This window comes from Plantactinospora sp. KLBMP9567, from assembly GCF_033446045.1.
GTDB lineage: Bacteria > Actinomycetota > Actinomycetes > Mycobacteriales > Micromonosporaceae > Plantactinospora.
The window spans coordinates 193,111-216,828 of the sequence record NZ_JAWQRR010000010.1; the positions used below are offsets into that span (position 1 = coordinate 193,111).

Genomic DNA, 23,718 nt, shown 5'->3' on the forward strand with positions numbered 1-23,718 from the left:
TCCATCGCGACCGAGACCTACGTGGCGTGGGTGATGTCGCTGGCTGCCCGGACGATCAGACGTCGCGCGTCCTCGCCGACCGCCGCCTGCTCCCACAGTCGATCAACCACCCTGGCGTGCGCGTCGGCGTCATCGCCGCGATAGGTGATCTCACCGAGGAACGTGTCGACGATCGCCAGGTCGTCATACAACTGGACGGCGTGCTGGGGTGCGGTGGTCAGCGGCACACCCATCGGGACGATGCCGAACCGGATGTTGGGCAACCCGACGACCGTTTGAAGCCGGTCGAGCTGTCCGCGCATGACGTCCGGCGGGCAGAGCAACCACCGAAGCACGGGCTCGGCCGGCAGGAACTCGAACTGCTTCGTGGTGTCGTACAGGTACGCCTGGCGCTGCATCCTGGCTGCCACGGCCTCGTCGACGTCGGCGACGGCGAGATCGTGCAGGTCGACCATTTCGCTGAGCACGCGGCGGGCGTACTCGGCGGTCTGGAGCAGCCCTGGCATGTAGACGGTCTCGAAGTGCCTGACCAGCCGGGCGTTCCGGACGAGTTCGTTGTAGCTGGCCTGCACGGCGACCTGACCGCGCCGCATCCGACGCTTCCAGTCGTGGCGGGCGGTTTGCGCTTCGCCGAGCAGGCGGATGAGGTCATCCGCTTCGCCGTCGGCGTTGCAGGCCGAAGCCCAGGCAGCGACGTCCATCGCCGTCGGCATCTGCTTTCCGTTCTCGATGCGGGACACCTTCGACGGCTGCCACCCGGCACGCTCCGCCAGTTCCTTGCCGGACAGGCCCGCCCGCGTACGCAGGGCACGCAGGCGGGCCGCCCGCCCATCAGGCTGGGTCAGCCACTCTTCGATCGGGTTCACCTGACTCCTCAAGCAGCGGCGCTCGGGGCTGGGTCCGGGGTGCCGTGCCGAACCGCCAGATCCCACCACGCCTGCGCCTGCGCCACGATCAGAGGGTCGGCTACCAACTCGTTGCGGGTCCGATGGCCGTCACCGTCGAACATCATCATGATCAGCAGCTCGGAGTCCAGAAGCCACCAGTCGACGTCCCCGGCGGCTGGAAGCAGGCCGATGGCGTGCGCCTGACTCCGAGTCATGTACCGGATCGTCTCACCGGCCGCTGTGTTCCACTGGCCGGCCCACCGCTCCCACCGCTGGTAGTCGGTGGGCGTGTCCTCATGGACACGCACCCGCTCGACGTGCCACCGTCAGCTCGGCGATCTGCTCGAACCACGAGCGTAGCCCTGGCACCTCGGTTGGCGGTTCGGGCTGCCCGTCGACGAACTTCGCCACCGTCGCTTCCTCCTCCGGTTCAAGGTAGACCGGCTGTAACTCCAACCTGCGGGCGGTACGTGTGAAAGTCCGCAGGTGCTCGGCGAACTCGACATCAGTGAGCAGGGTGGGCATGCTCAGTCCAGCTTCCGGAGCCGATCGAGGACAGCCGCAGGCACGAACACGCCATCCTCGTTCCCGGCGAGGTCGCGGAGTTGGGCGCGGGTGGCGTCATCGAGCTTGACCCCCTGAACCACGTAGCCGCCGTCGGTGCGGTACAGCGCCGGGCATCCGCCACCCCCTGACCCGGGGTCCTTCCACATGAACTCCAATCTCGGACTTGACAAACCGGTCGTAGACATCGGCCCCCGGGGGTACCTACCTGGCGGCAGGAACCCGCTCTGCGGGTCGAGGGGCGGAATCATGGTCGTGGACCGTAGTACAACGAGCGAGGCAGCGGACACCTCCTGTCGTATCCATGTCTAACGACGAAGCGGCCCGCCCTCCCGTAGGAGAGCGGGCCGCTGGTCGTTCACCCGGGCCGGCCTTGCACCGGCTACCTCCGCCACATGTCTCGTGGCGACGCTCTCCTCGTTGAGCTACCGGCCTTGCTGGTGCTGCTACCGATGGCTGGTCGGCAGGTCCGGGCGGGCGAGTGCTTCGCCACGTACGCGGCGACCAGGCTGATCGCGGCCGGGATGATCGGGGCGACGAGCACCTCGACGAGATCCGGCCAGGCCGGCGACCAGGTTGTCGGTGTCGGTCTGGCCGAGGAACTCGCGCCAACCCGACAGCCGAGAGTCGCGCCGGTTGAACGCTGCGCGGACCCGGGCGCCGTACTTCACCGCTCGCCGGTAGTCGCCGGACCAGGCCTCCGGGGATGACCAGTCGCAGGCGGCGGCCCGGTTGTCCGGACCCTTCCGGTCGACCGGCCGGCGGATGCTGTAGTCCAACCGTCGACCACTGGCCACCCGCAGCCACATCTCCACCGGGAACGCCTCCTTCCATCCGCACTGGCGCCGGACGGCGCCGCACCGATTCCCGCCGACCGGCGGCAGTCGAGCGCGACCGACCAGCTCACGACCTGCGGCGGAGATCGGCGCGTGCGCGGCCGGCGGGCGTACGGCTGGAGGAGGATGGACGGGTGCCCGAAGGCGACACCGTGTGGAACACCGCCCGTGCGCTGCACCGTGCCCTGGCCGGTGACCGGCTGACCGCCACCGACTTCCGGGTGCCGCGACTCGCCACCGCCGACCTGACCGGCGCGACCGTGCTGGAGTCCGCCGCCCGGGGCAAGCACCTGCTGCTGCGGCTGCTCGGCCGGGACGACGAGGCGCGGCTCACCCTCCACTCCCACCTGCGGATGGACGGAGCCTGGCGGGCGTACGCCCCGGGGGAGCGCTGGGCGGCCCGCCCCGCGCACACCATCCGGGTGGTGCTGCGTACCGCCGACGCGGTGGCGGTCGGCTATCACCTGCACGATCTCGCCCTGGTCCCGACCGCCGAGGAACCGTCGCTGATCGGGCATCTCGGGCCCGACCTCCTCGGGGAGGACTGGGACCCGGCCGAGGCGGTACGCCGGCTCGCCGCCCAGCCGGCCCGGAGCATCGCCGAGGCGCTGCTCGACCAGACCAATCTCGCCGGCATCGGCAACCTCTACAAGTCCGAGCTGCTGTTCCTGCGCGGTGTCTCGCCGTGGACGCCGGTCCGGGAGGTGCCGGACCTGCCGGGCCTGGTGGCGCTGGCGCACCGGCTGCTGATGGCGAACCGGGGGCGGTGGACGCAGAGCACCACCGGGTCGCTGCACCGGGGCCGGACCAGCTACGTCTACGGCCGCCGGGCCGAGCCGTGCCGCCGGTGCGGCTCGACGATCCGGAAGCGGGAGCAGGACGAGCGGGTCACCTACTGGTGCCCGGTCTGCCAGCCCGAGCCCGGCCGGCGCCGGCCCGGCCCGGCCATCCCGCGCAGCGGGTAACCCCGGTCGACGGCGAGCGGCGATGGCCGGACGACGCCGTCGTGTGCCAATCCGAAGTCGAGGCACTCTCACCGGGCTGGCGACCGTATCCAACACTGGCCGTACGCGGTTGACTGCTTACGGATCGTCAGCAGCTCTCTCGGCAGGTCGGGTCGGACCGGTCGCGGAACTCGGGCGCTGGCGGACGGAGCGATCCGGTCGAGCTGATCTTCCCGGGGAAGGGGTGCGGTCATGTTCAGGAGGTTCGCGGCAAGCCGGGCGGCCCGGGCGGAGCAGGCCAGGCGGCAGGGCGGGAACAGCGGGGAGACCGGCACCGGCCGGGCGGGTACGGTGGTGCCGGCTGCCCGGACCGGCACCGATCCGCTCCCGGCGGCCGCCCTCGACCCGACCGCCCCACCGGACTACTTCGGCTTCGTGCCGAACTTCGCGTACAGTCCGCTGCCGGTCTGTGGGGCCGACGGGCGGGTGGCGCCGGGCACCGGGATCCGGAAGTTCGTCACCTCGCTGCCCCGGCCCGGCGACACCCCCAACGAGTTGGGCAACCTGATCCCGGTCGCGGTGCCGGACACCACCACCTATCCGGGCTGCGACTACTACGAGATCGGCGTGCAGGAGTACCACCAGCGACTGCACCCCGACCTGCCGCCGACCCGGCTGCGCGGCTACCGGCAGCTCAACAACGGGACCGACGACACCGGGCACAACACCGTGGCCCCGCCGGTCCGGCCGTACCATCTCGGGCCGCTGATCCTGGCGCAGCGGGACCGTCCGGTCCGGGTCAAGTACGTCAACCGGCTGCCGGTCGGCGAGGCCGGCGCACTCTTCCTGCCGGTGGATCCGACCCTGCCGGGCGCCGGTACGGGTCCGCTCGGCGACACCGAGCGCTATCCGCAGAACCGGTCCGCGGTGCACCTGCACGGCGGGCGTACCCCGTGGATCAGCAACGGCGGCCCGGCGCAGTGGACGACCCCGGCCGGCGAGTCGACCTCGTACCCGCGCGGCGCCGGCTACGCCAGCGTGCCGGACATGCCCGACCCCGGCGCCGGGGCCACCACCGCCTACTACCCCAACCAGCAGAGCGGTCGGCTGCTCTGGTTCCACGACCAGGCGGAGGGGATCGCCCGGCTCACCGTCTATTCCGGACAGGTCGGCCTCTACCGGCTGGACGATCCGGTGCAGCGTCAACTCGTCGACGACGGCGTGCTGCCGGCCGAGGAAATCGTACTGGTGCTCCAGGACAAGACCTTCGTACCGGACGAGACCCAGCTCGCCGCCGAGGACCCGACCTGGGACGTGGCCCGCTGGGGCGGCCCGGGCAGCCTCTGGTTCCCGCACGTCTACATGCCGAGCCAGAATCCCTACAACGAGTCGGGGACGAACCCGATGGGCCGGTGGGACTACGGGCCCTGGTTCTGGCCGCCGTTCACCGGGATCACCCACGGGGCGGCACCGAACCCGTACTACGACCCGGCCACCCGGCCGTGGGAACCGCCGGTCCAGCCGGGCACCCCCACCCCGTCGGCAGTGCCGGACGCGTTCCTGGACACCCCGCTGGTCAACGGTGCCGCCTATCCCTACCTGCGGCTGCGGCCGGCGGCGTACCGGTTCCGGATCCTCAACGCCTGCAACGACCGCAGCCTGAACCTCCAGCTCCACTATGCGGCCTCGGACGCCCCGATGTGGCATCCGGACGGCACGCTGCGGGACGGCGACGCCGGCGAAGTGCCGATGGTGGCGGCCCGGCCGAACCCGGACTTCCCGCCGAGCTGGCCGACCGACGGCCGGTGCGGCGGGGTGCCGGACCCGAACGCGGCCGGACCGGACTGGATCCAGATCGGCTCCGAGGGCGGGCTGCTGCCGGCGGTGGCGGTGCTGCCCAGCCAGCCGATCAACTACCAGTACAACCGGCGGGACGTGACGGTGCTCAACGTGACCGAGCACGCCCTGCTGCTCGCCCCCGGCGAACGCGCCGACGTGGTCGTCGACTTCTCGTCCGTGCCGCCCGGGTCGAACCTGATTCTCTACAACGACTGTCCAGCGCCGATGCCCGGCTTCGACCCCCGCAACGACCACTACACCGGCGCCCCGGACCGGACCTCGTCGGGCGGGCCGCCGACCACCCGCCCCGGTTACGGCCCGAACACCCGAACCCTGATGCAGATCCAGGTGGTCGGCACGCCGGCTCCGCCGTTCGACACCGACCGGCTCCGGGTCGCGCTCCCCCGGGCGTACGGGCAGAGCCAGCCCCCGCCGATCGTGCCGCAGAAGGCGTACGACGCCGCGTTCGACACCGCCACGCCCCGGAACACGTACGTCCCGATCGACGACACCTCGGTCACCTTCACCCCGTACTGCGGGGGCACGCCGGTGACCCTGCCGCTGCGGCCCAAGGCGATCGTGGCCGACTTCGACCCCGAGTACGGTCGGATGAACTTCCTACTCGGCACCGAGCTGCCGAAGACCAGCTCGCTGATCCAGACCACCATCCCGCTGACCCGGATCGACCCGCCGACCGAGGTGCTGCTCCCCTCCGACCCGGCCGCCCCGGTCGGCTCCCCCGGCGACAACACCCAGCTCTGGAAGATCACCCACAACGGGATGGACACCCAGTCCATCCACTTCCACCATGTCAACGTCCAGCTCGTCAACCGGGTCGGCCGGGACGGGGCGATCAAGCCACCGGAGCCGAACGAGGTCGGCTGGAAGGACACCGTCCGGATGAACCCGTTCGAGGCGACGGTGGTGGCGATCCGGCCGACGCTGCCCGAGCCGCTGCCGTTCACCGTCCCGGACAGCACCCGGCTGCACGACCCCACCCGACCGGCCGGGACGTCGGACGGATACACCCAGGTCAACTCGGAGACCGGCGAGCCGGCCGCGGTGACCAACCGGGTGCACAACTTCGGTTGGGAGTACGTCTGGCACTGCCAGCTACTCGGCCACGCCGATGCCCAGATGGCCCGGCCGATGGTGCTGCGGTTCTCGCCGGCCGCGCCGACCGGGCTCGCCGCCAGGCCGGAACCCGGCTCCGCGACCGTGCTCCCGGCGATCGTGCTGGCCTGGACGGACAACTCCCGGTCGCCGGCCGGCACCGGTACGGCAGCGCCGCCGGCCACCGGCAGCCTGGTGCAGCGGGCCACCGACGCCGGTTTCACCCGGGACTCGCGCATCTTCGCCGTCCCGGCCGGCGACAACCGGTACGTCGACTCGACCGTCGTCCCCGGGCTCACCTACTACTACCGGGTCCGGACGGAGAACAGCGTCGCCCACTCGGCGTACTCGAACCCGGCCAGCACGATGGTGCAGCTACGGCCGCCGACCGGGCTGGTCGCCACGGTGGCGAGCGGGCCGCCGCTGCGGGTCAACCGCGGCTGGGTGAACCGGTCCTTCGCCACCACGGTGGACCTGCAACGGGCCACCAATCCGACCTTCACCAGCGGGCTGGTCACCAGCACCGTCCCGGTCACCGGAAGCTGCCCGGACCCACGGGTGGCCCCGGACACCACCTACTACTACCGGGTCCGCACCTGCTATCTCGGTGCCACGTCACCGTGGTCGAACGTCTCCACCGTGGTCACCCCGGCGGTGCCGGCGACCCCGACCGACCTCGCGGTAACGCTCGACGGTGTGGCCGGCGGTCCGGGCGGGGTCAGCGTGGTGCTGAGCTGGGCCGTCCCGCTGACCAGCGTGGTCGGCGGATTCAGGCTGCACCGGGCCACCGACTCCGGCTTCACCACCGGGGTGGCGACGTTGCCGGTACCGGGCGCGGCCCGCTCGTTCACCGACACCGGGCTGGCCCGCGACACCGTCTACCACTACCGCATCCAGGCCGGCAACGCCGCCGGCACCTCCGTGGTCAGCCGCGCGGTCTCGATCCGTACGCCGGCCTGACGGTCATAGGCCCGGTGGTACGACCCGGCGCCGTCAGGACATCGCCTGGGTCGGGCCGGTACGGGAGCGCAGCTCCGCCAGGCCACCGGCCACGCCCCGGAGCAGGTCGGTCGCCTCGGTGAGCCGGGTCACCGAGGAGTTGTCGTCGTACTCGCGACCGTCCTCGGCCACGAAACGCGCCGCCGCCGCCACCAGCCGCTCGTACGCCGACACACCGCTGTCGAGCTGCGCGGTCAGGTGCCGGTGCGCGGCATCCAGCTCGGCCCGGGTCTCGGCCGGAGCCACCCGTACCGCCCGGTCCACACTGGCCACCCGTTCGGCGAGGTCCCGGAGCGACTCCTCCGCCACCGTCGCCTCCAGCACGGCCGGGCCGGCGGGACCGGTCAGCCGGCCGGCGAGACCGGCCATCGTCGTGGCTGCCTGATCCAGCCGGGCCCACGGCTCGGCCGCGGACGAGCCGCGCAGGGCGACCCGGGCGCGCTGCCGGCGTACCTCGGCGAGGGCCTGACGCCCGGCGGGCAGCCGCTCGACCGCGGCGACCAGCCGGGCGCGGACCTGTTCCGGGCTCACCGGCTCGGGTGCCGGGGGCACCGGCTGCGCGGCCAGCGCGCGGAGGTCTGCCCAGCGCCAGACGGCCAGCATCACCGAACCACCGGCCGCCGCCGCCCAGGCCGCGTCCGGCAGTCCCAGCCCCTGGTAGGGGGTGAGGATCGCCGCCGCCCCACCGAGGCCGCCCGCGAGCACGCTCCACCGCCGCACCGACCGGCGCAGGCTCCGCAGCCGGCGCAGGTGGCGGGTTCGCAGATCCGCCATCTCGACCTCACTCCCCGACGGCCGCCGGTCCGGCCGACGGCTCCGCTCCCCCTATGGTCGCCGGCCGGAGCCGGCGGCATCCCGCGTTCGCCGGATCGCGCCGGCTCAGCCGGCGGCGCTGCTGCCGCCGGCCTGCTTGTCCCGGCCCATGCTGGCCCGGATCTCGTCCAGCCGGGCCACCCCGGCCGGGTCAGCTGCCGGAGCCGCCGGCTCGACCGCCGGGGTGGTGGTCCCGCCGGCCAGCTTCTCGCCGGCCATGCTCGACCGGATCTGCTCCAGCCGAGACGCGCCGGCCAGGTCGAGGGTGGACTTCTGGATCTCCAGCATCCGGCCCTCGACGGAGTTGCCGGCCAGCTCGGCCCGGCCCATCGCGTTGGCATAGCGCCGTTCGATCCGGTCCCGCACCTCGTCGAGCGAGGGGGTGTTGCCCGGCGCGGCGAGCGCCGACATCGACTCCAGCGACTTGGCCACGCTCTCCTGCATCTTGGCCTGCTCAAGCTGGCTGAGCAGCTTGGCCCGCTCGGCCAGCTTCTGCTGGAGGATCATCGAGTTGTTCTCGACCGCACGGCGCGCCTGGGCGGCGGCACCGATCGCCTGGTCGTGCAGGCTCTTGAGATCCTCGGTCGACTGCTCGGCGGCGACGAGCTGGGTGGCGACGGTCTGCGCACTCTGCTCGTATTTCGTCGCCTCGGTCTCGTCACCGGCGGCCCGGGCCCGGTCGGCGAGCACCAGCGCCTGGCGGGCCATCCCCTGCAACCGCTCGACCTCGGACATCTGCCGGGACAGCCGCATCTCCAGCTGACGCTGGTTGCCGATGACCGCTGCGGCCTGCTGGACCAGCGCCTGGTGCTGGCGCTGCGCCTCCTCGATGGCCTGCTGGATCTGCACCTTGGGATCGGCGTACTCATCGATCTTGGTGCCGAACAGCGCCATCATGTAGCGCCAGCCCTTGACGAACGGGTTCGCCATCTCCCGGTATCCCCTCAGTGTCATCAGTCCGGTGGCCGTGTCTGCTGGCCCAGGAAAGGCGCCCGCGCGACAGGATCTCCATCGTCCCAGGATCGCGCCACCCCGGCATACGACCTCAGGGGGATATCCACCGGATATGCCGCTAGGGGCCACCGTAACGCGGTAGGCCCCGGCGAGCCACACCTTCAGCGGCGCCGTGCACCCTGACGGACCGGTCAGCCGACGCGCGGGCCGGTCAGCCGGACGGGACGGAAAGCCCGGGCGGGCCCGGCGCTCGGTCGGGTGGAATCAGCCGACGCAGACGACGTCCCGCTCGGGGTTGGTGGTCGGGCGGATCCGACGGGTGGTCCGCAGGGTCGCCTTGAGCGGCGATTCCTGCCGTACCGTCACGGAAACGGTGCCATCGGACGCGATTTGCCGTACCGGCTCGGCGCCGATCTGGTGCACGCCGCCCTCGGCGAGGGTACGCAGTGCCCGGTCGGCCAGCGCCGGTCCGGCCAGGGACGCGTCGACCCGTGCCGACTGTGCGGCGGGCTCGGTGCGGGCCGGTTCGGCCGCCGCGGCCTGCCGGGCCGGCTCGGCGGTGCGGGGCTGGCGTACGGGCTCGGCGGCGGCCGGCTGGCCAGCCGGCTCGGCCGTGCCGGACTGCCGGGCCGGTTCCGGGTAGGCCGGCCCGGCCCGCCCGGCCTGCTCGGCCGATCCGCCGGACTCCGGGCGCCTCGCCCCGTCCCGGCCGGAGACCGGGCTCTCCTGGACCGGCACCAGTACCCCCGGCAGCCCCTCGGCCACCTCGACGGTGTCACTGATGTCGCGGAGCAGTTCGGAGAGCCGGGCACCCAGCGCGTCGCAGATGGCGGCCAGCAGTTCGCTCGACGCTTCCTTCTGGCCCCGCTCGATCTCCGAGAGGTAGCCCAGGCTGACGTTGGCGGCGGAGGAGACCTCGCGCAGGGTCCGGTGCTGCCCCTGCCGACGCGCCCGTAGCGCATCACCGATCACCCGGCGTAGCAGGACCATCGCACCTCCCGTGTCGCGGGCTCAGACCCTCCCGGACGTCGGACCGGCGCCGTCACCTCGACCCCGCCGCGATACGGCGAAATCGACCTCGCCGCAACATTGCGGCATCGATCCGACCGCGCTGCGGCCGATTGATCTGGCCGCGTTGCGGCAGCTTCGATCTGGCCGCGTTGCGGCGGGTTCAATCTGGCCGCGTTGCGGCGGTGACCGCGACGTCGACTGCCCGAGCCTTCCCGCAACCGTACCCGGTGCGGCCGCCGACGACATCCCGCCCCGCCAGTCCGCTCCTCCCCGCCCGCCCACCCGCCGGCACGCCCGCACCGGAGCCGGCCGGCCCGGAAAGAGGAATCGGTGCTGGTGGCGACGCCCGGCTCCGGTACCGCTCGGGTGCCGCCCCGGGCCATCCGCCCGGGTCACCCCGCTGGCGGACGAGTGGAAACTGGCGGACGAGTGGAAATCAGCGCCCGCCGTCGACCGGGCTCTCGTCAGTCTCGGCGTGCAGCCGCTCGGCGAGCAGGTGCAGGGCACCGCTCACCGCGCCGATCCGGATCCGCAGCCGGTTGCCGTCGATGTCGAGTCGGCGTACCACGGTGCCGGAGGGTCCGGCCGCCGCCACGAAGACGAGCCCGACCGGCTTGCCGTCCTGCGGCTCCGGGCCGGCAACCCCGGTGGTGGCGAGGCACCAGTCAGCGCCGCAGCGCGCCCGGCCCCCCTCGGCCAGCGCCACCGCCACGTCCGGGTCGACCGCGCCCCGCTCGGCGAGCAGCTCGGCCGGTACGCCCACCAGCGACGATTTCAACTCGGTCGCGTACGTCACCAGGCCGCCCCGGAACACGCTGCTGACTCCGGCGATGTCGACGATCGTGGCGGCCAGCAGGCCACCGGTGAGCGACTCCACCACCGCCAGGGTGGCGCCCCGGTCGACGAGCGCGTGTACGACCGCCGCGGCTCCGTTGTCGGCCGCCCGTGCCGGGTCGTCCATCCGATCCTCCTCCGGTCAGACGCTGTCTGTTGCGGGTCGATCTGTGGCCCGTCGATCTGTTCGTGGCCGGTCGAGCGGATGCGTGTCCGGCACGCCGTCAGGGCGCGGCGCGGCGCAGCCGCAGCGCCCGGACCACGTAGTCGAGCCCGGTCACCACGGTCACCACCACGGCGACGCCGAGGATCCAGGGCCCGACCCAGGTCACGCTCTCCGGCACCGGCCAGAGATACCAGACGATGGCCAGGATCTGGACGGCGGTCTTGGCCTTGCCGCCCCGGCTGGCCGCGATCACGCCGTACCTGATCACCCAGAACCGCATCAGCGTGATGCCGAACTCGCGGACCAGGATGAGTACGGTGATCCACCAGGGGATACGGTCATACCAGGACAATAAGACCAGAGCGGTGCCGGTCAGCGCCTTGTCGGCGATCGGGTCGGCCACCTTGCCGAACGAGGTGACCAGCGCCCAGCGCCGGGCGATCCAGCCGTCGACCAGATCCGTCGCCGAGGCGACGGCGAAGGTCAGGCAGGCGGCCACCCGCCAGCCGGCGTGCACCATCCCGGAACTGATCACCAGCCCGACGAAGACCGGTACCAGCGCCAGCCGGAGCGCGGTGAGCCCATTGGCGGCGTTGACCACCGGGACCGGACCGACCCGACCGGAGGGTGCCGGATCGACGGCCGCCGCCGCCCGGCCCGGCTCGGCACCCCCGCCACCCCCGCCACCCCGGCCCGCCCCGGATCCGACCGTGCCGGGCGGCACCGGCGGGCCCGGTACCGGATCCGCCGCCTCGGTCACGACGGCGTCCCGCCACCGACGCCGACGCACCGGCGGCGGTACGCCCCCGACGGGACCGTCGCTGCCACCCCGGTCACCCCGCCCCACGCGGCGCCGCCGACACCATCTCCTCCGGTACGGCCACCAGGTCCACGCCCTCGGTGCCGGTGACCCTGGCCCGGACCAGGTCGCCCGGGCGTAACGCGGCCAGGTCGACCCCGCCGCCGACCGGGGCGACCAGGGTGGTCGAGCCGTCCACCTCCGGCGCCTGGTGGGCCGCCCGGCCCTCCACCACACCGCCGTCCACCGAGTCGACCAGCACCTCGACGGCGGCGCCGAGCCGCTCCTCGGCGCGCTGTGAGCAGAGCTCGTCGGCGAGCGCGGAGAGCCGGTCGTAACGGCGCTTGACCGTGGCCGGCGAGACCTTCCCGGGCAGGCCGGCGGCCTCGGTGCCGTCCTCGTCGCTGTAGTCGAAGACGCCGATCGCGTCCAGCCGGGCGGCGGTGAGGAAGCGCTCCAGCTCCTTCACGTCCGCCCGGGTCTCGCCGGGGAAGCCGACGATCACGTTGCTCCGGGCTCCGGCGTCGGGGGCGAACTCCCGCACCGACCCGAGCAGTTCGAGGAACCGGTCGGTCGAGCCGAACCGGCGCATCCGGCGCAACACCGCCTCGCTGGAGTGCTGGAACGAGAGGTCGAAGTAGGGCGCGACGCCCGGTGTGGTGGCGATCACCTCGACCAGGCCGGGGCGGGTCTCGGCCGGTTGCAGATAGCTGGCCCGGACCCGGACGATGCCGTCGACCGCGGCGAGCTGCGGCAGCAGCTTCTCCAGCAGCCGGGGGTCGCCGAGATCCTTGCCGTACGAGGTGGAGTTCTCGCTGACCAGCACCAGCTCCCGGACGCCCGAGCGGGCCAGCCACTCCGCCTCGGCGAGCAACTCGTCCGGGGTACGCGAGACGAAGGCGCCGCGGAACGTCGGGATGGCGCAGAACGCACAGCGCCGGTCGCAGCCACTGGCCAGCTTCAGCGAGGCGACCGGGCCGGAGTCGAGCCGGTGCCGCAGCACCGGGCGCAGGTGCGCCGGAGTGTGCTCGTCGGCCACCAGCGTGCCGCCGGCCGGCCGGGTGGCCGTCCCGCCGTGCCCCGGCACCACGACCGCGCCGCCGTGCCGGGCCACCGGGGTCAGCGGCAGCAGCTCGCGCCGGTCCCGGGGGGTGTGCGCGGGGAGCTGCTTGCCGGCCAGCACGTCGTCGAGCCGGGCCGAGATGTCGGGATAGTCGTCGAAGCTGAGCACCGCGCCGGCCTCGGGCATGCCGTCGGCGAGCTCCCGGCCGTACCGCTCGGCCATGCAGCCCGCCGCCACGACCTTGGCCCCGGTGTCGGCGGCGGCGAGCAGCGTCTGGATCGAGTCCTGCTTGGCCTTCTCCACGAAGCCGCAGGTGTTGACGAGCACCACGTCGGCGCCCTCGCCGTCGGTGGTCACCTGCCAGCCGTCGGCGTGCAGCCGGGCGGCCAACTCCTCCGAGTCGACCTCGTTACGGGCACAGCCGAGGGTGAGCAGCGCGACCCGGCGGTCCGGGGTCGAGGAGGGGGAAGCGGCAGACACCATCCGAGCCTACCGGGACGGCTGGACGGCCCGGCCACGGCGGCCGCCCCCGTGCCGGGCGCGTCACCCCGGACCGGCACCCCGAGCCGGCGGCGCCGAGGCGGCCGGCGCGGCCTCCGGCCGGGTCAGCCGGTCGAGCAGGAACGCCTCGCTGCCGGCCAGGCCGACCGAGCAGAAGACGGTCACCTGGTCCGCCGTGGTCCGGCCGGGGACCACGCCGGCCAGCACCGCGCCCAGCGCCCGCAACCGCCCGGCGTACGCCCCGACGGTGCCGAGCATCGGCGGGTCGTACGCGCCGGCCTGGGCCAGCGAGTCGGTGACCAGCAGATCCGCCCGCTCCAGCAGGTCGGGGCCGAACTCCGCCCGGCCCACCTGCTTGTGGCCGATGGTGCTCAGGTGACTGCCGGGGCTCAGGTCGGCGGCCGAGATCACCGGTGTGGGGCTGGTGGTGGCGAGCACCACCACGTCGCGGTCGCGTACCGCCTCCGGGGCGGTGCGGACCGCCCGGGCCGGGATATCCAGCTCGGCCCGGACCCGGGCGGCGAACTTCTCCCGCCCGGCCGGGGTACGGCAGAAGACGGTGACCTCGCGCAGCCGGCGTACCGCCGCGATCGCCCAGACCTGCGCCCACGCCTGGCCACCGGCACCGACCACTCCGAGCGTGGCCGCGTCCGACCGGGCGAGCGCGTCCACCGCCACCCCGCCGAGCGCCCCGGTACGCCGGGAGCCGATCTCCTCGCCGACCGCGATCGCCCGGACCCGCCCGGTACCGGCGTCGTGCAGGGCCACCACCTGTTCGCCCTCGGCATGCCCGAAGGTGTCGTAGGAGCGGAAGCCGTACCACTCGCCGGTGAGCTGCCCGGCGGTGAAGACCAGCCGGCCACCGGCCAGCGGCGCGGCCACCCGGGGCGGGGCGACGAGCCGGCCCCGGTGTGCCGCCAGCAGCGCGTCCCGGATCGCCCGTACCGCCGTTGCCGGGTCCAGCCGGGCCGCCACCTCGGCGTCGGTGATGAACTGGGTCATCAGCGGATTCTGATACTTCAACCGTGGTTCAGGTCAACCACCGGTGCGCAGCGCCGGCTCCGGCGGCGTCGCCATGCTCACCGTCACCCGCCATGTCCACACTCAGTCGTCCGGGCGGAGCGCCGCCAGCGCCTCCTCCAACTCGTCCGGCTTGACCAGCACGTCCCGGGCCTTCGAGCCCTCGGACGGCCCGACGATGCCCCGGGTCTCCATCAGGTCCATCAGCCGGCCCGCCTTGGCGAAGCCGACCCGCAGCTTGCGCTGGAGCATCGAGGTCGAGCCGAACTGCGAGGTGACCACCAGTTCGATCGCCTGCACGAGCAGGTCGAGGTCGTCGCCGATGTCCTCGTCGACCTTCTTCTTGGTGTCCTGGACCGGAGCGAGCACGTCGGGCCGGAACTCCGGTTCCCGCTGCTCCTTGCAGAACTTGACGATGTCGTTGATTTCGTTCTCGGTGACCCAGGCGCCCTGGATGCGTACCGGCTTGGAGGCGCCCATCGGGAGGAACAGGCCGTCGCCGCGGCCGATCAGCTTCTCCGCGCCCGGCTGGTCGAGGATGACCCGGGAGTCGGCCAGCGACGAGGTGGCGAAGGCGAGCCGGGACGGCACGTTCGCCTTGATCAGGCCGGTCACCACGTCGACCGACGGGCGCTGGGTGGCCAGCACCAGGTGGATGCCGGCGGCCCGGGCGAGCTGGGTGATCCGGACGACCGAGTCCTCCACGTCGCGCGGCGCCACCATCATCAGGTCGGCCAGCTCGTCCACGATCACCAGCAGGTACGGGTACGGTCGGATCTCCCGCTCGCTGCCCGGTGGCGGCTTGATCTGGCCGGCCCGGACCTTGCGGTTGTAGTCGTCGATGTGGCGTACCCCGGCGGCGGCCAGGTCGTCGTAGCGCATGTCCATCTCGCGGACCACCCAGTCCAGCGAGTCCGCCGCCTTCTTCGGGTTGGTCACGATCGGGGTGACCAGGTGCGGGATCCCCTCGTAGTTGGTCATCTCGACCCGCTTCGGGTCGATCAGCAGCAGCCGCACCTCGTCCGGGGTGGCCCGGGTCAGGATCGAGACGAGCAGGCTGTTCAGACAACTCGACTTGCCGGCGCCGGTGGCGCCGGCGATGAGGATGTGCGGCATCTTGGCGAGGTTGGCCACCACGAAGCCGCCCTCGATGTCCTTGCCGAGCGCCACCAGCATCGGGTGGTGGTCACTCGCCGCCGCCCTGGACCGGAGCACGTCGCCGAGCGCCACGTCCTCCCGGTCGCTGTTCGGGATCTCCACCCCGACCGCGCTCTTGCCGGGAATCGGGCTGAGGATCCGCACGTCCGGGGACTTGACCGCGTACGCGATGTTGCGGGAGAGCTGGGTGATCCGCTCGACCTTCACGCCGTGCCCGAGTTCGACCTCGTACCGGGTGACGGTCGGGCCCCGGGTGAAGCCGGTCACCGCCGCGTCCACGTCGAACTGGTCGAAGACCCCCGTCAGCGCGGCGATCACCTCGTCGTTGGCCCGGCTGCGGGTCTTCGGTGCACCGCCGGGACGCAGCAGGTTGGCCGGCGGCAGGGTGTAGTCGCCGGCCAGCCCGGTGATCGCCAACTGCTCCGCCCGGGTCGGTGCCGGGGAGTGCTCCGGCGGCTCCGGTGCCTTCCGGGCGGCCGGTACCCTGCCCTTCGGCTTGCGCGGCAGCGGCACGTGCTCGTCCGCCGGGGTGTCGATCTCGTAGCCGGGCTCGTCCCCATCGGCCGGACCCGGCAGCGGAGACGGTCGGCGGCGCGACCGTCGGCCCTCGGCGGCGCGCGCCGACTCGGACTCGGAGTCCTCCTCGGACTCCGGCCGGCCGAGCACCGCACCGGCGAGCAGCCCGAGCCGCTCCGGCACCTTGTTGATCGGGGTCGCGGTCACCACCAGCAGCCCGAAGAGCAGCAGCAGCACCAGCAGCGGTACGGCGACCCAGGCGCTGACCGCGCTCTCCAGCGGCCCGCCGACGCCGGCCCCGATCAGACCACCGGCGTAGTCCCGCTCGGTGTTGTCGGCCGGATGCTGTCCGATGTGCAGCAGTGCCGCGGTGCCGACGATCAGCGCCGTCCAGCCGACCAGTCCCCGGCCCCGGTGCTCCGGCTCGGCGGGCGCGCGCATCAGCCTGACCGACCCGATCAGCAGCAGGATCGGCAGCACGATCGAGATCGCGCCGAAGAACAGCCGGATGGTGTCGGCGAGTCGACCGCCGAGCGGCCCGGCCGAGGAGAACCAGACCGCCACGGCGCTGAGGATCGCCAGGCCGAGCAGGAGCAGACCGGCGCCGTCCCGGCGATGCTCCGGGTCGAGGTCGCGGGCGGTCGCCGCCTGCCGGCCGGCCGCCCGCATCGCCCAGCCGACGCCGTGCGCCAGCCCCATCCAGGTCGCCCCGAGCGCCCGGCCGACGTACGCCGCCGGACTGGTCCGGGTCGGTCGGCGTACGGCCGCGGCCCGGCCGCGGGCCGGCTGCCGCGCCCGGGTGTTGCCCGCCCGAGTACCGCCGGTACGGGTCGTGGACCCGCTCCGGCGCCGGTTCGCCTGAGAGGAGGCACGGCCCGCCATAAGTTCACACGTTAGCTGCGCGCGCTGAGGATTCCCCGCTTTTGCGCGCCGTGTCTGAGCAGCTACCTTGCGGATCACACCCGATCCGCACCGCCCGCGCCCCGGCGACCCCGGCCCGGCCTGTCCCGGTACCGGCGGCCGTGGTCCTACCATCACGGGCGGAGCCGGAGCCGTCCAGGAGGGACCCCGCATGCCCGTACCGGACTTCGTGGCCGCCTCGGACCGGCCCGGTGGCGGCCGGCCGGAACGACTGCGGCCGCTGACCGACGAACTCCTCGGCACCGTGCTCGGCGGCCGGGGCCACACCTGCTACACCGACCCGGACGGTGACCTGGTCGGTAGCTGGGACGACAACCTGGTCTACTTCCTCCGGGTCGGCGAGGCCGGCGAGGTGCTCCAGGTCCGCACGATGGCGGCGAGCCGGTTCTCGGTCGACGACGTGCCCGTCCTGTACGCGTTCTGCAACGCCTGGAACCGCGACCGGCTCTGGCCGAAGGCGTTCGTGCAGGTCAACGACGACGGCAGCGTCCGGGTCTGCGGCGAGGTGGTCACCGACCTGGAGCGTGGGGTCACGGTGCGGCAGCTCGACCAGTTGCTCGACTGCGGCATCTCGACCGGCCGGCAGATGTGCGCTGCCGTGGCGGAGCTGCGACGCTGAGTAAACTCACCGGCGGCCCGTCCCCACCCCGTGAAACCGGCGCGACCCCGTGAAAGCGAGACCCCGTCCATGACCCGACCCCACGCGGCCGCCGCGTGACCCGCGACGAGTTGTTCGCCGCGCTGGCGGACGCCCGGGACCGGCCGGACGACGCGGCCAAGGTCGCCGAGCTGGACCGGATCGTCGCGCACGCCGACGCCGGCGGGGACGTCGGGCTCGGCTTCGCGGCCCGGCTGGCCCTGGTCGAGGTGCACCGGCAGATCGAACCGTGGCGGATGCTCCCGCCGGTGCGATGGTGCCTGGACGTCGTCGACCAGGCGCCGGGGACGCTCGACGCCATCGACTCCGCCCGGCTGCACGGCTACCACCGGGAGGCGGTGGCCGCGCTCTGCGGCACCTCGCGGATCGGGCTGACCCGCGCCGGGGCCGCTCTCGACGACCTGGAGCGGCGGCTCGGGGCGGCCGGGCGGAGCTGCCGACCGGCGTACGCCCTGCGCTGCCGGATCGCCGACCACGTCGGCGCCGAGTCGACCGCCCGACGGTGGCTGGTGCGCTGGCGGGCCGCACCCCGTGACGAGTGGAGTGGCTGCGTCGGCTGCGAGCCGGCCGAACAGGCGAGGCTGCTGACCGGCTGGGGCCGGTGGACCGAGGCGGTCGAGCTGGTCGAGCCGGTGCTCGCCGGCACGCCGCGCTGCCCCGACCAGCCGGAGCGGGCGCTCGGCACGATCCAGTTGGCGTACCTGCGCCTCGGCCGGTACGACGAGGCCGCCGCGGCACACGTACGCGCCTACCGGCGGCACCGGCGGGAGCGGGCAGGGTTTCCGTTCCTCGCCGACCACCTGCGGTTCTGCGCACTCACCGGTCACCACGATCGCGGACTGGAGATCCTCGCCCGGCACCTGCCCGAGCTGGACCGTCCCTACGACGAGGCGTCCGCGCTGGAGTTCGCCGCCGCCGGGGCCCTGCTCTGCCGACTGGCCGGCCCGGCCGGCTTCGCGCGACACCTGATCCACCGCCCCGGATACGCCGGGCGGCACGCCGCCGAGCTGACCGTCACCGCGCTCAGCACCGAGCTCACCGCCACCGCCGAGGACCTGGCGGGCCGGTTCGACGCCCGCAACGGGACGAGCCACCAGTCCGGCCGGATCGCCTCCTGGCTGGCCGAACGCCCGCTGCCCGGCCCGGTACGCCTGCCACCGGAGCCGGTGGCCGAGCCCGAACGCGCCACCGAACCCGAACGCGCCACCGAACCGGAACCGACAGCCAAGCCGGAGCCGGCGACCGAGTCGGCCACGGCAGCGGAGTCGACAACGGCGGGCAGGTCGGAGCCGGCGGCAGAGCCGAGGAGGGAATCGGAGCCACCAACCGGGCCGACAACGGCAGCCAGGCCGACAACGGCGGGCAGGTGCGAGCCGGTGCCGGTGGGGTGCCGGGACCGGGGCGACGGGCCCGCGGTGGTCGCGCCGCTGACCGTGGCGGCGATCGTGGAGGTGCTGCGGGACCGGGCGGACCAGCACGTACTCGGTCCGGCGGGCACGGTCGGCGGCCGGTGGGGCAACGCGCTGATCGAGTTCCAGCGGTTGGGTGAGCGGGGAGAGATCCTGCACGCCCGGGTGACCGCCGAGCGCCGGCTGCCGGCGGAACGGCTCGGGCAGGCGTACGAGTTCTGCAACGCCTGGAACCAGGACCAGTTGCTACCCAAGGCGTACGTCCTGGATCTCGGGGCGGGGGAACTGGTGCTGGCCGGCGATGTCAGTACCGACCTGGAGTACGGCGTCGCCGCCGGTCAGCTCGCCGTACTGGTCAACGCGACCCTCGCCAGCGGAGCCGCCTTCGCAGCCGCGGTGGCCGCGCTGCCCTGAGCCCCCAGAACAGACCGAGCCGCTGGAACAGGCCGACCCAGGAGACCAGGATCAGCACCGCGACCAGTGCCTGGGCGAGCGCGGCGTACCGCTCGGGATAGATCACGCCCTCGACGTAGCGGTCGATGAAGCCCTGCCCGACGCCGGTTTCGCCGGCTCGGCGCCGCGCCCAGTGTTCGAGATAGGTCAGCGGGCAGACCAGTTGCGCGGCGGTCACCAGTACGCCCCAGGCGGCGGCACCGAGATGCAGCCAGACCGTCCTTGGCCAGCGCCAGGCGAGGAACCCGCCGAGCGCCAGATAGCCCAGGAAGCCGAAGTGCAGCACCAGGACCAGCGTGATCAACAACCGGTAACCCATCGCCGCCTCCCGGACAGAGGCTACCCAGCCGGGCGGCCGGCGGACCGGGTACGAATACTCAGCCCGCCGGCCGGCGCTCACGGATCGTCTCGGCGCCCGGCTGCCTCAGTGAACCTTTTCAACCTGGACCGCGCTGCGCTCACGCACCGCGTCCGCCCCTTGCGGTCCGGCCGGACCGCAAGGGGCGGTTGAAAAGGTTCGGTGCAGGTCGGCCGGCTCAGCGCAGCGAGAAGCCGAGGGTGTAGGCGCCGGAGCCGCGCCGGGACTCCACCCGGTAGCGGTAGAAGCCGGCGCTGCCGCTGTAGGAGATCCGCTCGTCCGCGGTCGGCCCGGCGGAGACGGCGACGGTACGCCAGCCGCCCCGGCTCCACCTCTGGAGTACCAGGTCGAAGTTGGCCCCGGACGGCCCGTCCAGACAGCCGACCTGCCGACCGTGTCCGGCCCGGAAGTAGCGACCGGCGGGCTGCACCTGACGGCGCCCGGCCGCGAGGGTGGCGGCCTTCAGCGCCTTGTGCTCGGCGCACTCGGAACCCGGCGGCGGGCTCGGCGGCTCGGTCGCGCCCGGCGGCTCGGTCGCAGTCGGCGGCTCGGTCGCAGTCGGCGGCTCGGTCGCGGCGGGCGGTTCCGTCGCGGCCGGCGGGTCGGTGGTCGCCGGCGGGTCGGCCGGGGGCGCCGTCGGCCCGTTCGCAGTGGTGACCAGGGTGAGCTGGTTGACCTCGAGGATCTCGGTCAGTGGCTGGAAGAAGGTGATGCCACCCACCGTGCAGTCGCCGGAGCCGCCCGAGGTGACCCCCTGGGCCTGGTCGCCGGACATCCAGGAGCCGCCGGAGTCGCCCGGCTCGGCGCAGACGTTCGTCCGGGTGAGCCCGGTGACCGTGCCCTCCGGGTAGACCACGGTGGCGTTCAGCGCCTCGACGACACCGCACCGGGCGCCGGTGGTGGCGCCGAAGCGGCAGATCGAGCTGCCGACCGGTGCCTCCTGCCCACCGGCGACGGCGATCGTGCCGCCGTCAAAGTCGTTGACCACCGGCTGCGGAACCCAGTCGTCGTTGGTCTCCACCACGCCCCAGTCGTCGCCGGGGAACGAGGAGGCCGAGACGACACCCTGGGCGACCCCGTCCGGGCTGCTGGTGGTAGCCCCCGGCGCTCCACAGTGGCCGGCGGTGACGAATCCGCCGACGACGGAGAAGCCGATCGAGCACCGGGCGCGGTCGTCGATCACGTACGGGTCACCGCCGCGTACGTCGATCAGCGGCACCGGCGCCTCGGCCGAGGCGACCACCTCGACCGCCTTCGCCGGGGCGCCACTGGCCTGCACGAACCGCCGCACGGCGGCCTCGGTACCGGGCTGGGCGCGTACCACGACGCGGTTGTTCGACACGTCGACGTACCAGCCGGCGACGTCCGGGGTCGCCTCGTCGGCGATCCGGTCGAGGCTCGCCTTGACCGTGTCGAGCTGTCGGGCGTTCCGGGTGACCAGCTTCGGTTCGGCTCCGGCGGCGCGTACCCGGGCGGCAGCCGCCTGGTCGGTCACCGCCACCATGAGCTGGTTGCCGTCGGCAGCGAGCCAGGTGCCGCCGTATCCGGCCCCGAGTTCGGTACGCAGCCGCTGGGTGGTCCCGCGGGCCCACTGCTCCCGGTCCAGCCGGGCGCGTGCCTGGGCCTCGGTCAGCGACAGGTCCCGGCGCAGCGCGTCGACGAGCTGCCGGGCCGGGCCGGCGGGTGTCGGCTCCGATCGCGGCGGGTCCTCCCCGGCCAGCGCCGGCCAGGTCACCGCCGCCAGACCGGCGACGGTCGCCACCGTCACCCCGATCGCGATTCCCCGTCGCTGTGCCGTACTCCGCCGACTGACCGTGCCTCGCCGGCTCCGCGTCGCGCGTCCGCGATCCATCGATCGCCTCCTTCACCATCGGGCAGCCCGCGGGAAGGTACGGCCGGCAGGCAGCCGCCGATGAACGGATCGGTGATGGGCAATCTCACAGCCGATCGGCTGAACCGGAAGCGGCTCCCGTCCGTATCACCTGGAACGGCGGCGACTGGGCGCGAAGCCCCTTCCGGCCCTTCCAGCACGCCGACCCTTCCGCACGCTTTCCGCACGGAAGGGCCCGGTCCGACAACTCGAAGACGCTGGTCGGCGCCGTGGACCGGGGTCAGACCTCGACCACGGTCGGGACGATCATCGGACGGCGCCGGTACGCGTCGTTCACCCAGCGGCCGACCGTACGGCGGACGATCTGCTGCAACTGGTGCGGATCGGTGATGCCCTCGGTGGCCGCCCGGCCCAGCGCCTCGGTGATCAGCGGGATCACCGGGTTGAACGCGTCGGGGTCGTCCGAGAAGCCCTTGGCGGAGACAGTGGGACCGCCGACCACCTTGCCGGTGACCGAGTCGACCACCACGGTCGCCGAGATGAACCCGCCGTCGCCGAGGATCCGCCGCTCGGTGAGGAGCGATTCGCCGACGTCGCCGACGGCGAGGCCGTCGACGTAGACGTACCGGCTCTTGAGGTGACCGACCACCCGGGCGTGCCCCTCGACCAGGTCCACGACGTCGCCGTCCTCGCAGAGCACCACCCGGTCGGCGGCCACCCCGGACTCGATGCCGAGCCGGGCGTGCGCCCGCAGGTGCCGCCACTCGCCGTGCACCGGCATCAGGTTGCTCGGCCGGACGACGTTGAGCAGGTAGAGCAGTTCACCGGCCGGGGCGTGCCCGGAGACGTGCACCTTCGCCACGTCCTTGTGGATCACGGTCGCGCCGGCCCGGCAGAGCTGGTTGATCACCCGGTAGACCGAGGTCTCGTTGCCCGGCACCAGCGAGCTGGCCAGCACCACCGTGTCGCCGGGGGCGACCGTGATGTGCCGGTGGTCGCCGGTGGCCATCCGACCCAGCGCGCTCATCGGCTCGCCCTGCGAACCCGTCGACATCAGCACGATCTGGTCCGGCGGCAGCATGGTCGCCTCGTCCAGCCCGACCACCAGTCCGGGCTCGATCCGGAGCAGCCCGAGGTCGCGGGCGATGCCCATGTTCCGCACCATCGACCGGCCGATGAAGGTGACCTTCCGGCCGTGCTCGGCGGCCGAGTCCAGCACCTGCTGCACCCGGTGCACGTGTGAGGCGAACGAGGCGACGATGATCCGGCCACGCGCCTTCGCGTAGATCGAGTCGAGGACCGGCCCGATCTCCCGCTCCGGCGTGACAAAGCCGGGGATCTCCGCGTTCGTCGAGTCGGAGAGCAGCAGGTCGACGCCTTCCCCGCCGAGCCGGGCGAAGCCGGCCAGGTCGGTGATCCGGCCGTCCAGCGGAAGCTGGTCCATCTTGAAGTCGCCGGTGTGCAGCACCAGTCCGGCCGGGGTCCGGATGGCCACCGCGAGAGCGTCCGGGATCGAGTGGTTGACCGCGAAGAACTCGCACTCGAACGGGCCGAGCCGCTCCCGGCCCCCCTCCCGCACCGTCAGCGTGTACGGCTCGATCCGCCGCTCGGCCAGCTTCGCCTCGACCAGGGCGAGGGTGAACTGCGAGCCGACCAGCGGGATGTCCGGTTTGTGGGCCAGTAGGTAAGGCACCGCCCCGATGTGGTCCTCGTGCCCGTGCGTGAGCACGATCGCCTGTACGTCGGCGAGCCGGTCCAGGATCGGCGCGAAGTCCGGCAGGATCAGGTCGACGCCGGGCTGCTCGACGTCGGGGAAGAGCACCCCGCAGTCGACGATCAGCAGCTTGCCGTCGTACTCGAAGACGGTCATGTTCCGCCCGATGGCGCCGAGCCCGCCCAGCGGCACGATTCGCAGCCCGCCCTCGGGCAGCGGCGGCGGCAGCTCCAGCTCAATTCCCGGCTGACTCATGCCGGCACTCCGCTTCGCTCCGTACCGTCATGAGGCACACCCGCACTGAGCCGACCGATTCGCTCACTACGCTCGCTCATGCCGGCACTCCGCTTCGCTCCG

General features: G+C 73.0%; 17 protein-coding genes and 3 pseudogenes. 4 read left to right on the forward strand and 16 right to left on the reverse strand.

Going from position 1 to position 23,718, the window contains the following annotated elements:
- Positions 1 to 17: 17 nt before the first annotated feature.
- From R6Y94_RS08575 to R6Y94_RS08595, 4 genes and pseudogenes are all read right to left on the reverse strand, one after another.
- Positions 18 to 866 carry a helix-turn-helix transcriptional regulator gene (locus tag R6Y94_RS08575; RefSeq protein ID WP_318395239.1) on the reverse strand — a complete coding sequence of 283 codons (849 nt, stop codon included), beginning with the start codon at positions 864 to 866 and terminating at the stop codon, positions 18 to 20.
- A gap of 8 nt (positions 867 to 874) precedes the next feature.
- A pseudogene (locus R6Y94_RS45070) lies at positions 875 to 1,412 on the reverse strand (DUF6879 family protein).
- A gap of 2 nt (positions 1,413 to 1,414) precedes the next feature.
- Entirely contained in the window at positions 1,415 to 1,600 is a 186-nt protein-coding gene (locus tag R6Y94_RS08590; protein ID WP_318395242.1) for a hypothetical protein, read from the reverse strand.
- Positions 1,601 to 1,897: 297 nt separating this feature from the next.
- Positions 1,898 to 2,266, reverse strand: a complete 369-nt coding sequence (locus R6Y94_RS08595; RefSeq protein ID WP_318395243.1) for a hypothetical protein — start codon at positions 2,264 to 2,266, stop codon at positions 1,898 to 1,900.
- Between the two features lie 155 nt (positions 2,267 to 2,421).
- Between R6Y94_RS08595 and R6Y94_RS08600 the strand changes: the two genes are divergently transcribed.
- Both R6Y94_RS08600 and R6Y94_RS08605 read left to right on the forward strand, forming a co-directional pair.
- Positions 2,422 to 3,252, forward strand: coding sequence for a DNA-formamidopyrimidine glycosylase family protein (locus R6Y94_RS08600; RefSeq protein ID WP_318395244.1), 831 nt, complete (start codon positions 2,422 to 2,424; stop codon positions 3,250 to 3,252).
- Positions 3,253 to 3,483: 231 nt separating this feature from the next.
- The gene (locus R6Y94_RS08605) at positions 3,484 to 7,143 is read left to right on the forward strand and encodes a multicopper oxidase domain-containing protein (RefSeq protein ID WP_318395245.1); all 3,660 of its coding nucleotides are present in this window, start codon (positions 3,484 to 3,486) and stop codon (positions 7,141 to 7,143) included.
- Between the two features lie 33 nt (positions 7,144 to 7,176).
- Here the strand turns inward: R6Y94_RS08605 and pspM are convergent, their stop codons facing one another.
- From pspM to R6Y94_RS08645, 9 genes and pseudogenes are all read right to left on the reverse strand, one after another.
- Positions 7,177 to 7,956, reverse strand: a complete 780-nt coding sequence (pspM, locus tag R6Y94_RS08610; RefSeq protein ID WP_318395246.1) for a phage shock envelope stress response protein PspM — start codon at positions 7,954 to 7,956, stop codon at positions 7,177 to 7,179.
- 105 nt (positions 7,957 to 8,061) lie between these two features.
- Positions 8,062 to 8,925, reverse strand: coding sequence for a PspA/IM30 family protein (locus R6Y94_RS08615; RefSeq protein WP_318395247.1), 864 nt, complete (start codon positions 8,923 to 8,925; stop codon positions 8,062 to 8,064).
- A gap of 288 nt (positions 8,926 to 9,213) precedes the next feature.
- Positions 9,214 to 9,558 (reverse strand): annotated as a pseudogene (locus R6Y94_RS45075) (hypothetical protein); the annotation flags it as partial.
- A gap of 42 nt (positions 9,559 to 9,600) precedes the next feature.
- A pseudogene (locus R6Y94_RS08620) lies at positions 9,601 to 9,939 on the reverse strand (helix-turn-helix domain-containing protein); the annotation flags it as partial.
- Positions 9,940 to 10,396: 457 nt separating this feature from the next.
- Positions 10,397 to 10,921, reverse strand: a complete 525-nt coding sequence (locus R6Y94_RS08625; RefSeq protein WP_318395248.1) for a CinA family protein — start codon at positions 10,919 to 10,921, stop codon at positions 10,397 to 10,399.
- Between the two features lie 97 nt (positions 10,922 to 11,018).
- A complete protein-coding gene (pgsA, locus tag R6Y94_RS08630) occupies positions 11,019 to 11,561 on the reverse strand; it encodes a CDP-diacylglycerol--glycerol-3-phosphate 3-phosphatidyltransferase (RefSeq protein ID WP_318395285.1) in 543 nt (180 codons plus the stop codon).
- 232 nt (positions 11,562 to 11,793) lie between these two features.
- The gene (gene rimO / locus R6Y94_RS08635) at positions 11,794 to 13,305 is read right to left on the reverse strand and encodes a 30S ribosomal protein S12 methylthiotransferase RimO (protein WP_318395249.1); all 1,512 of its coding nucleotides are present in this window, start codon (positions 13,303 to 13,305) and stop codon (positions 11,794 to 11,796) included.
- Between the two features lie 60 nt (positions 13,306 to 13,365).
- Entirely contained in the window at positions 13,366 to 14,325 is a 960-nt protein-coding gene (locus R6Y94_RS08640; protein ID WP_318395250.1) for an ornithine cyclodeaminase family protein, read from the reverse strand.
- Between the two features lie 102 nt (positions 14,326 to 14,427).
- Positions 14,428 to 16,899, reverse strand: a complete 2,472-nt coding sequence (locus R6Y94_RS08645) for a DNA translocase FtsK (protein WP_318395251.1) — start codon at positions 16,897 to 16,899, stop codon at positions 14,428 to 14,430.
- Positions 16,900 to 17,089: 190 nt separating this feature from the next.
- Between R6Y94_RS08645 and R6Y94_RS08650 the strand changes: the two genes are divergently transcribed.
- Positions 17,090 to 17,557 (forward strand): YbjN domain-containing protein, encoded by a 468-nt coding sequence (locus tag R6Y94_RS08650; RefSeq protein WP_318395252.1) that lies wholly within the window; start codon positions 17,090 to 17,092, stop codon positions 17,555 to 17,557.
- A 95-nt stretch (positions 17,558 to 17,652) separates the two neighbouring features.
- Positions 17,653 to 19,419 (forward strand): YbjN domain-containing protein, encoded by a 1,767-nt coding sequence (locus R6Y94_RS08655; RefSeq protein ID WP_318395253.1) that lies wholly within the window; start codon positions 17,653 to 17,655, stop codon positions 19,417 to 19,419.
- Here R6Y94_RS08655 and R6Y94_RS08660 read toward each other — a convergent pair.
- The 3 genes from R6Y94_RS08660 to R6Y94_RS08670 all read right to left on the reverse strand — a co-directional run bounded on the left by R6Y94_RS08660 (position 19,361) and on the right by R6Y94_RS08670 (position 23,616).
- Positions 19,361 to 19,777, reverse strand: coding sequence for a DUF2784 domain-containing protein (locus tag R6Y94_RS08660; protein ID WP_318395254.1), 417 nt, complete (start codon positions 19,775 to 19,777; stop codon positions 19,361 to 19,363). The two genes, R6Y94_RS08655 and R6Y94_RS08660, sit on opposite strands and share 59 nt — an antisense overlap.
- 217 nt (positions 19,778 to 19,994) lie before the next feature.
- Positions 19,995 to 21,668 carry a S1 family peptidase gene (locus R6Y94_RS08665; protein ID WP_318395255.1) on the reverse strand — a complete coding sequence of 558 codons (1,674 nt, stop codon included), beginning with the start codon at positions 21,666 to 21,668 and terminating at the stop codon, positions 19,995 to 19,997.
- A gap of 259 nt (positions 21,669 to 21,927) precedes the next feature.
- A complete protein-coding gene (locus R6Y94_RS08670) occupies positions 21,928 to 23,616 on the reverse strand; it encodes a ribonuclease J (protein WP_318395256.1) in 1,689 nt (562 codons plus the stop codon).
- Positions 23,617 to 23,718 lie beyond the last annotated feature (102 nt).

Excerpts from the sequence above, each read along its gene's own strand:
- R6Y94_RS08590 (WP_318395242.1), bottom strand. The coding sequence starts at position 1,600 with ATGTGGAAGGACCCCGGGTCAGGGGGTGGCGGATGCCCGGCGCTGTAC.
- R6Y94_RS08605 (WP_318395245.1), top strand. The coding sequence starts at position 3,484 with ATGTTCAGGAGGTTCGCGGCAAGCCGGGCGGCCCGGGCGGAGCAGGCC.
- pspM (WP_318395246.1), bottom strand. The coding sequence starts at position 7,956 with ATGGCGGATCTGCGAACCCGCCACCTGCGCCGGCTGCGGAGCCTGCGC.
- R6Y94_RS08615 (WP_318395247.1), bottom strand. The coding sequence starts at position 8,925 with ATGGCGAACCCGTTCGTCAAGGGCTGGCGCTACATGATGGCGCTGTTC.
- R6Y94_RS08625 (WP_318395248.1), bottom strand. The coding sequence starts at position 10,921 with ATGGACGACCCGGCACGGGCGGCCGACAACGGAGCCGCGGCGGTCGTA.
- rimO (WP_318395249.1), bottom strand. The coding sequence starts at position 13,305 with ATGGTGTCTGCCGCTTCCCCCTCCTCGACCCCGGACCGCCGGGTCGCG.
- R6Y94_RS08640 (WP_318395250.1), bottom strand. The coding sequence starts at position 14,325 with ATGACCCAGTTCATCACCGACGCCGAGGTGGCGGCCCGGCTGGACCCG.
- R6Y94_RS08645 (WP_318395251.1), bottom strand. The coding sequence starts at position 16,899 with ATGGCGGGCCGTGCCTCCTCTCAGGCGAACCGGCGCCGGAGCGGGTCC.
- R6Y94_RS08650 (WP_318395252.1), top strand. The coding sequence starts at position 17,090 with ATGCCCGTACCGGACTTCGTGGCCGCCTCGGACCGGCCCGGTGGCGGC.
- R6Y94_RS08660 (WP_318395254.1), bottom strand. The coding sequence starts at position 19,777 with ATGGGTTACCGGTTGTTGATCACGCTGGTCCTGGTGCTGCACTTCGGC.
- R6Y94_RS08665 (WP_318395255.1), bottom strand. The coding sequence starts at position 21,668 with ATGGATCGCGGACGCGCGACGCGGAGCCGGCGAGGCACGGTCAGTCGG.
- R6Y94_RS08670 (WP_318395256.1), bottom strand. The coding sequence starts at position 23,616 with ATGAGTCAGCCGGGAATTGAGCTGGAGCTGCCGCCGCCGCTGCCCGAG.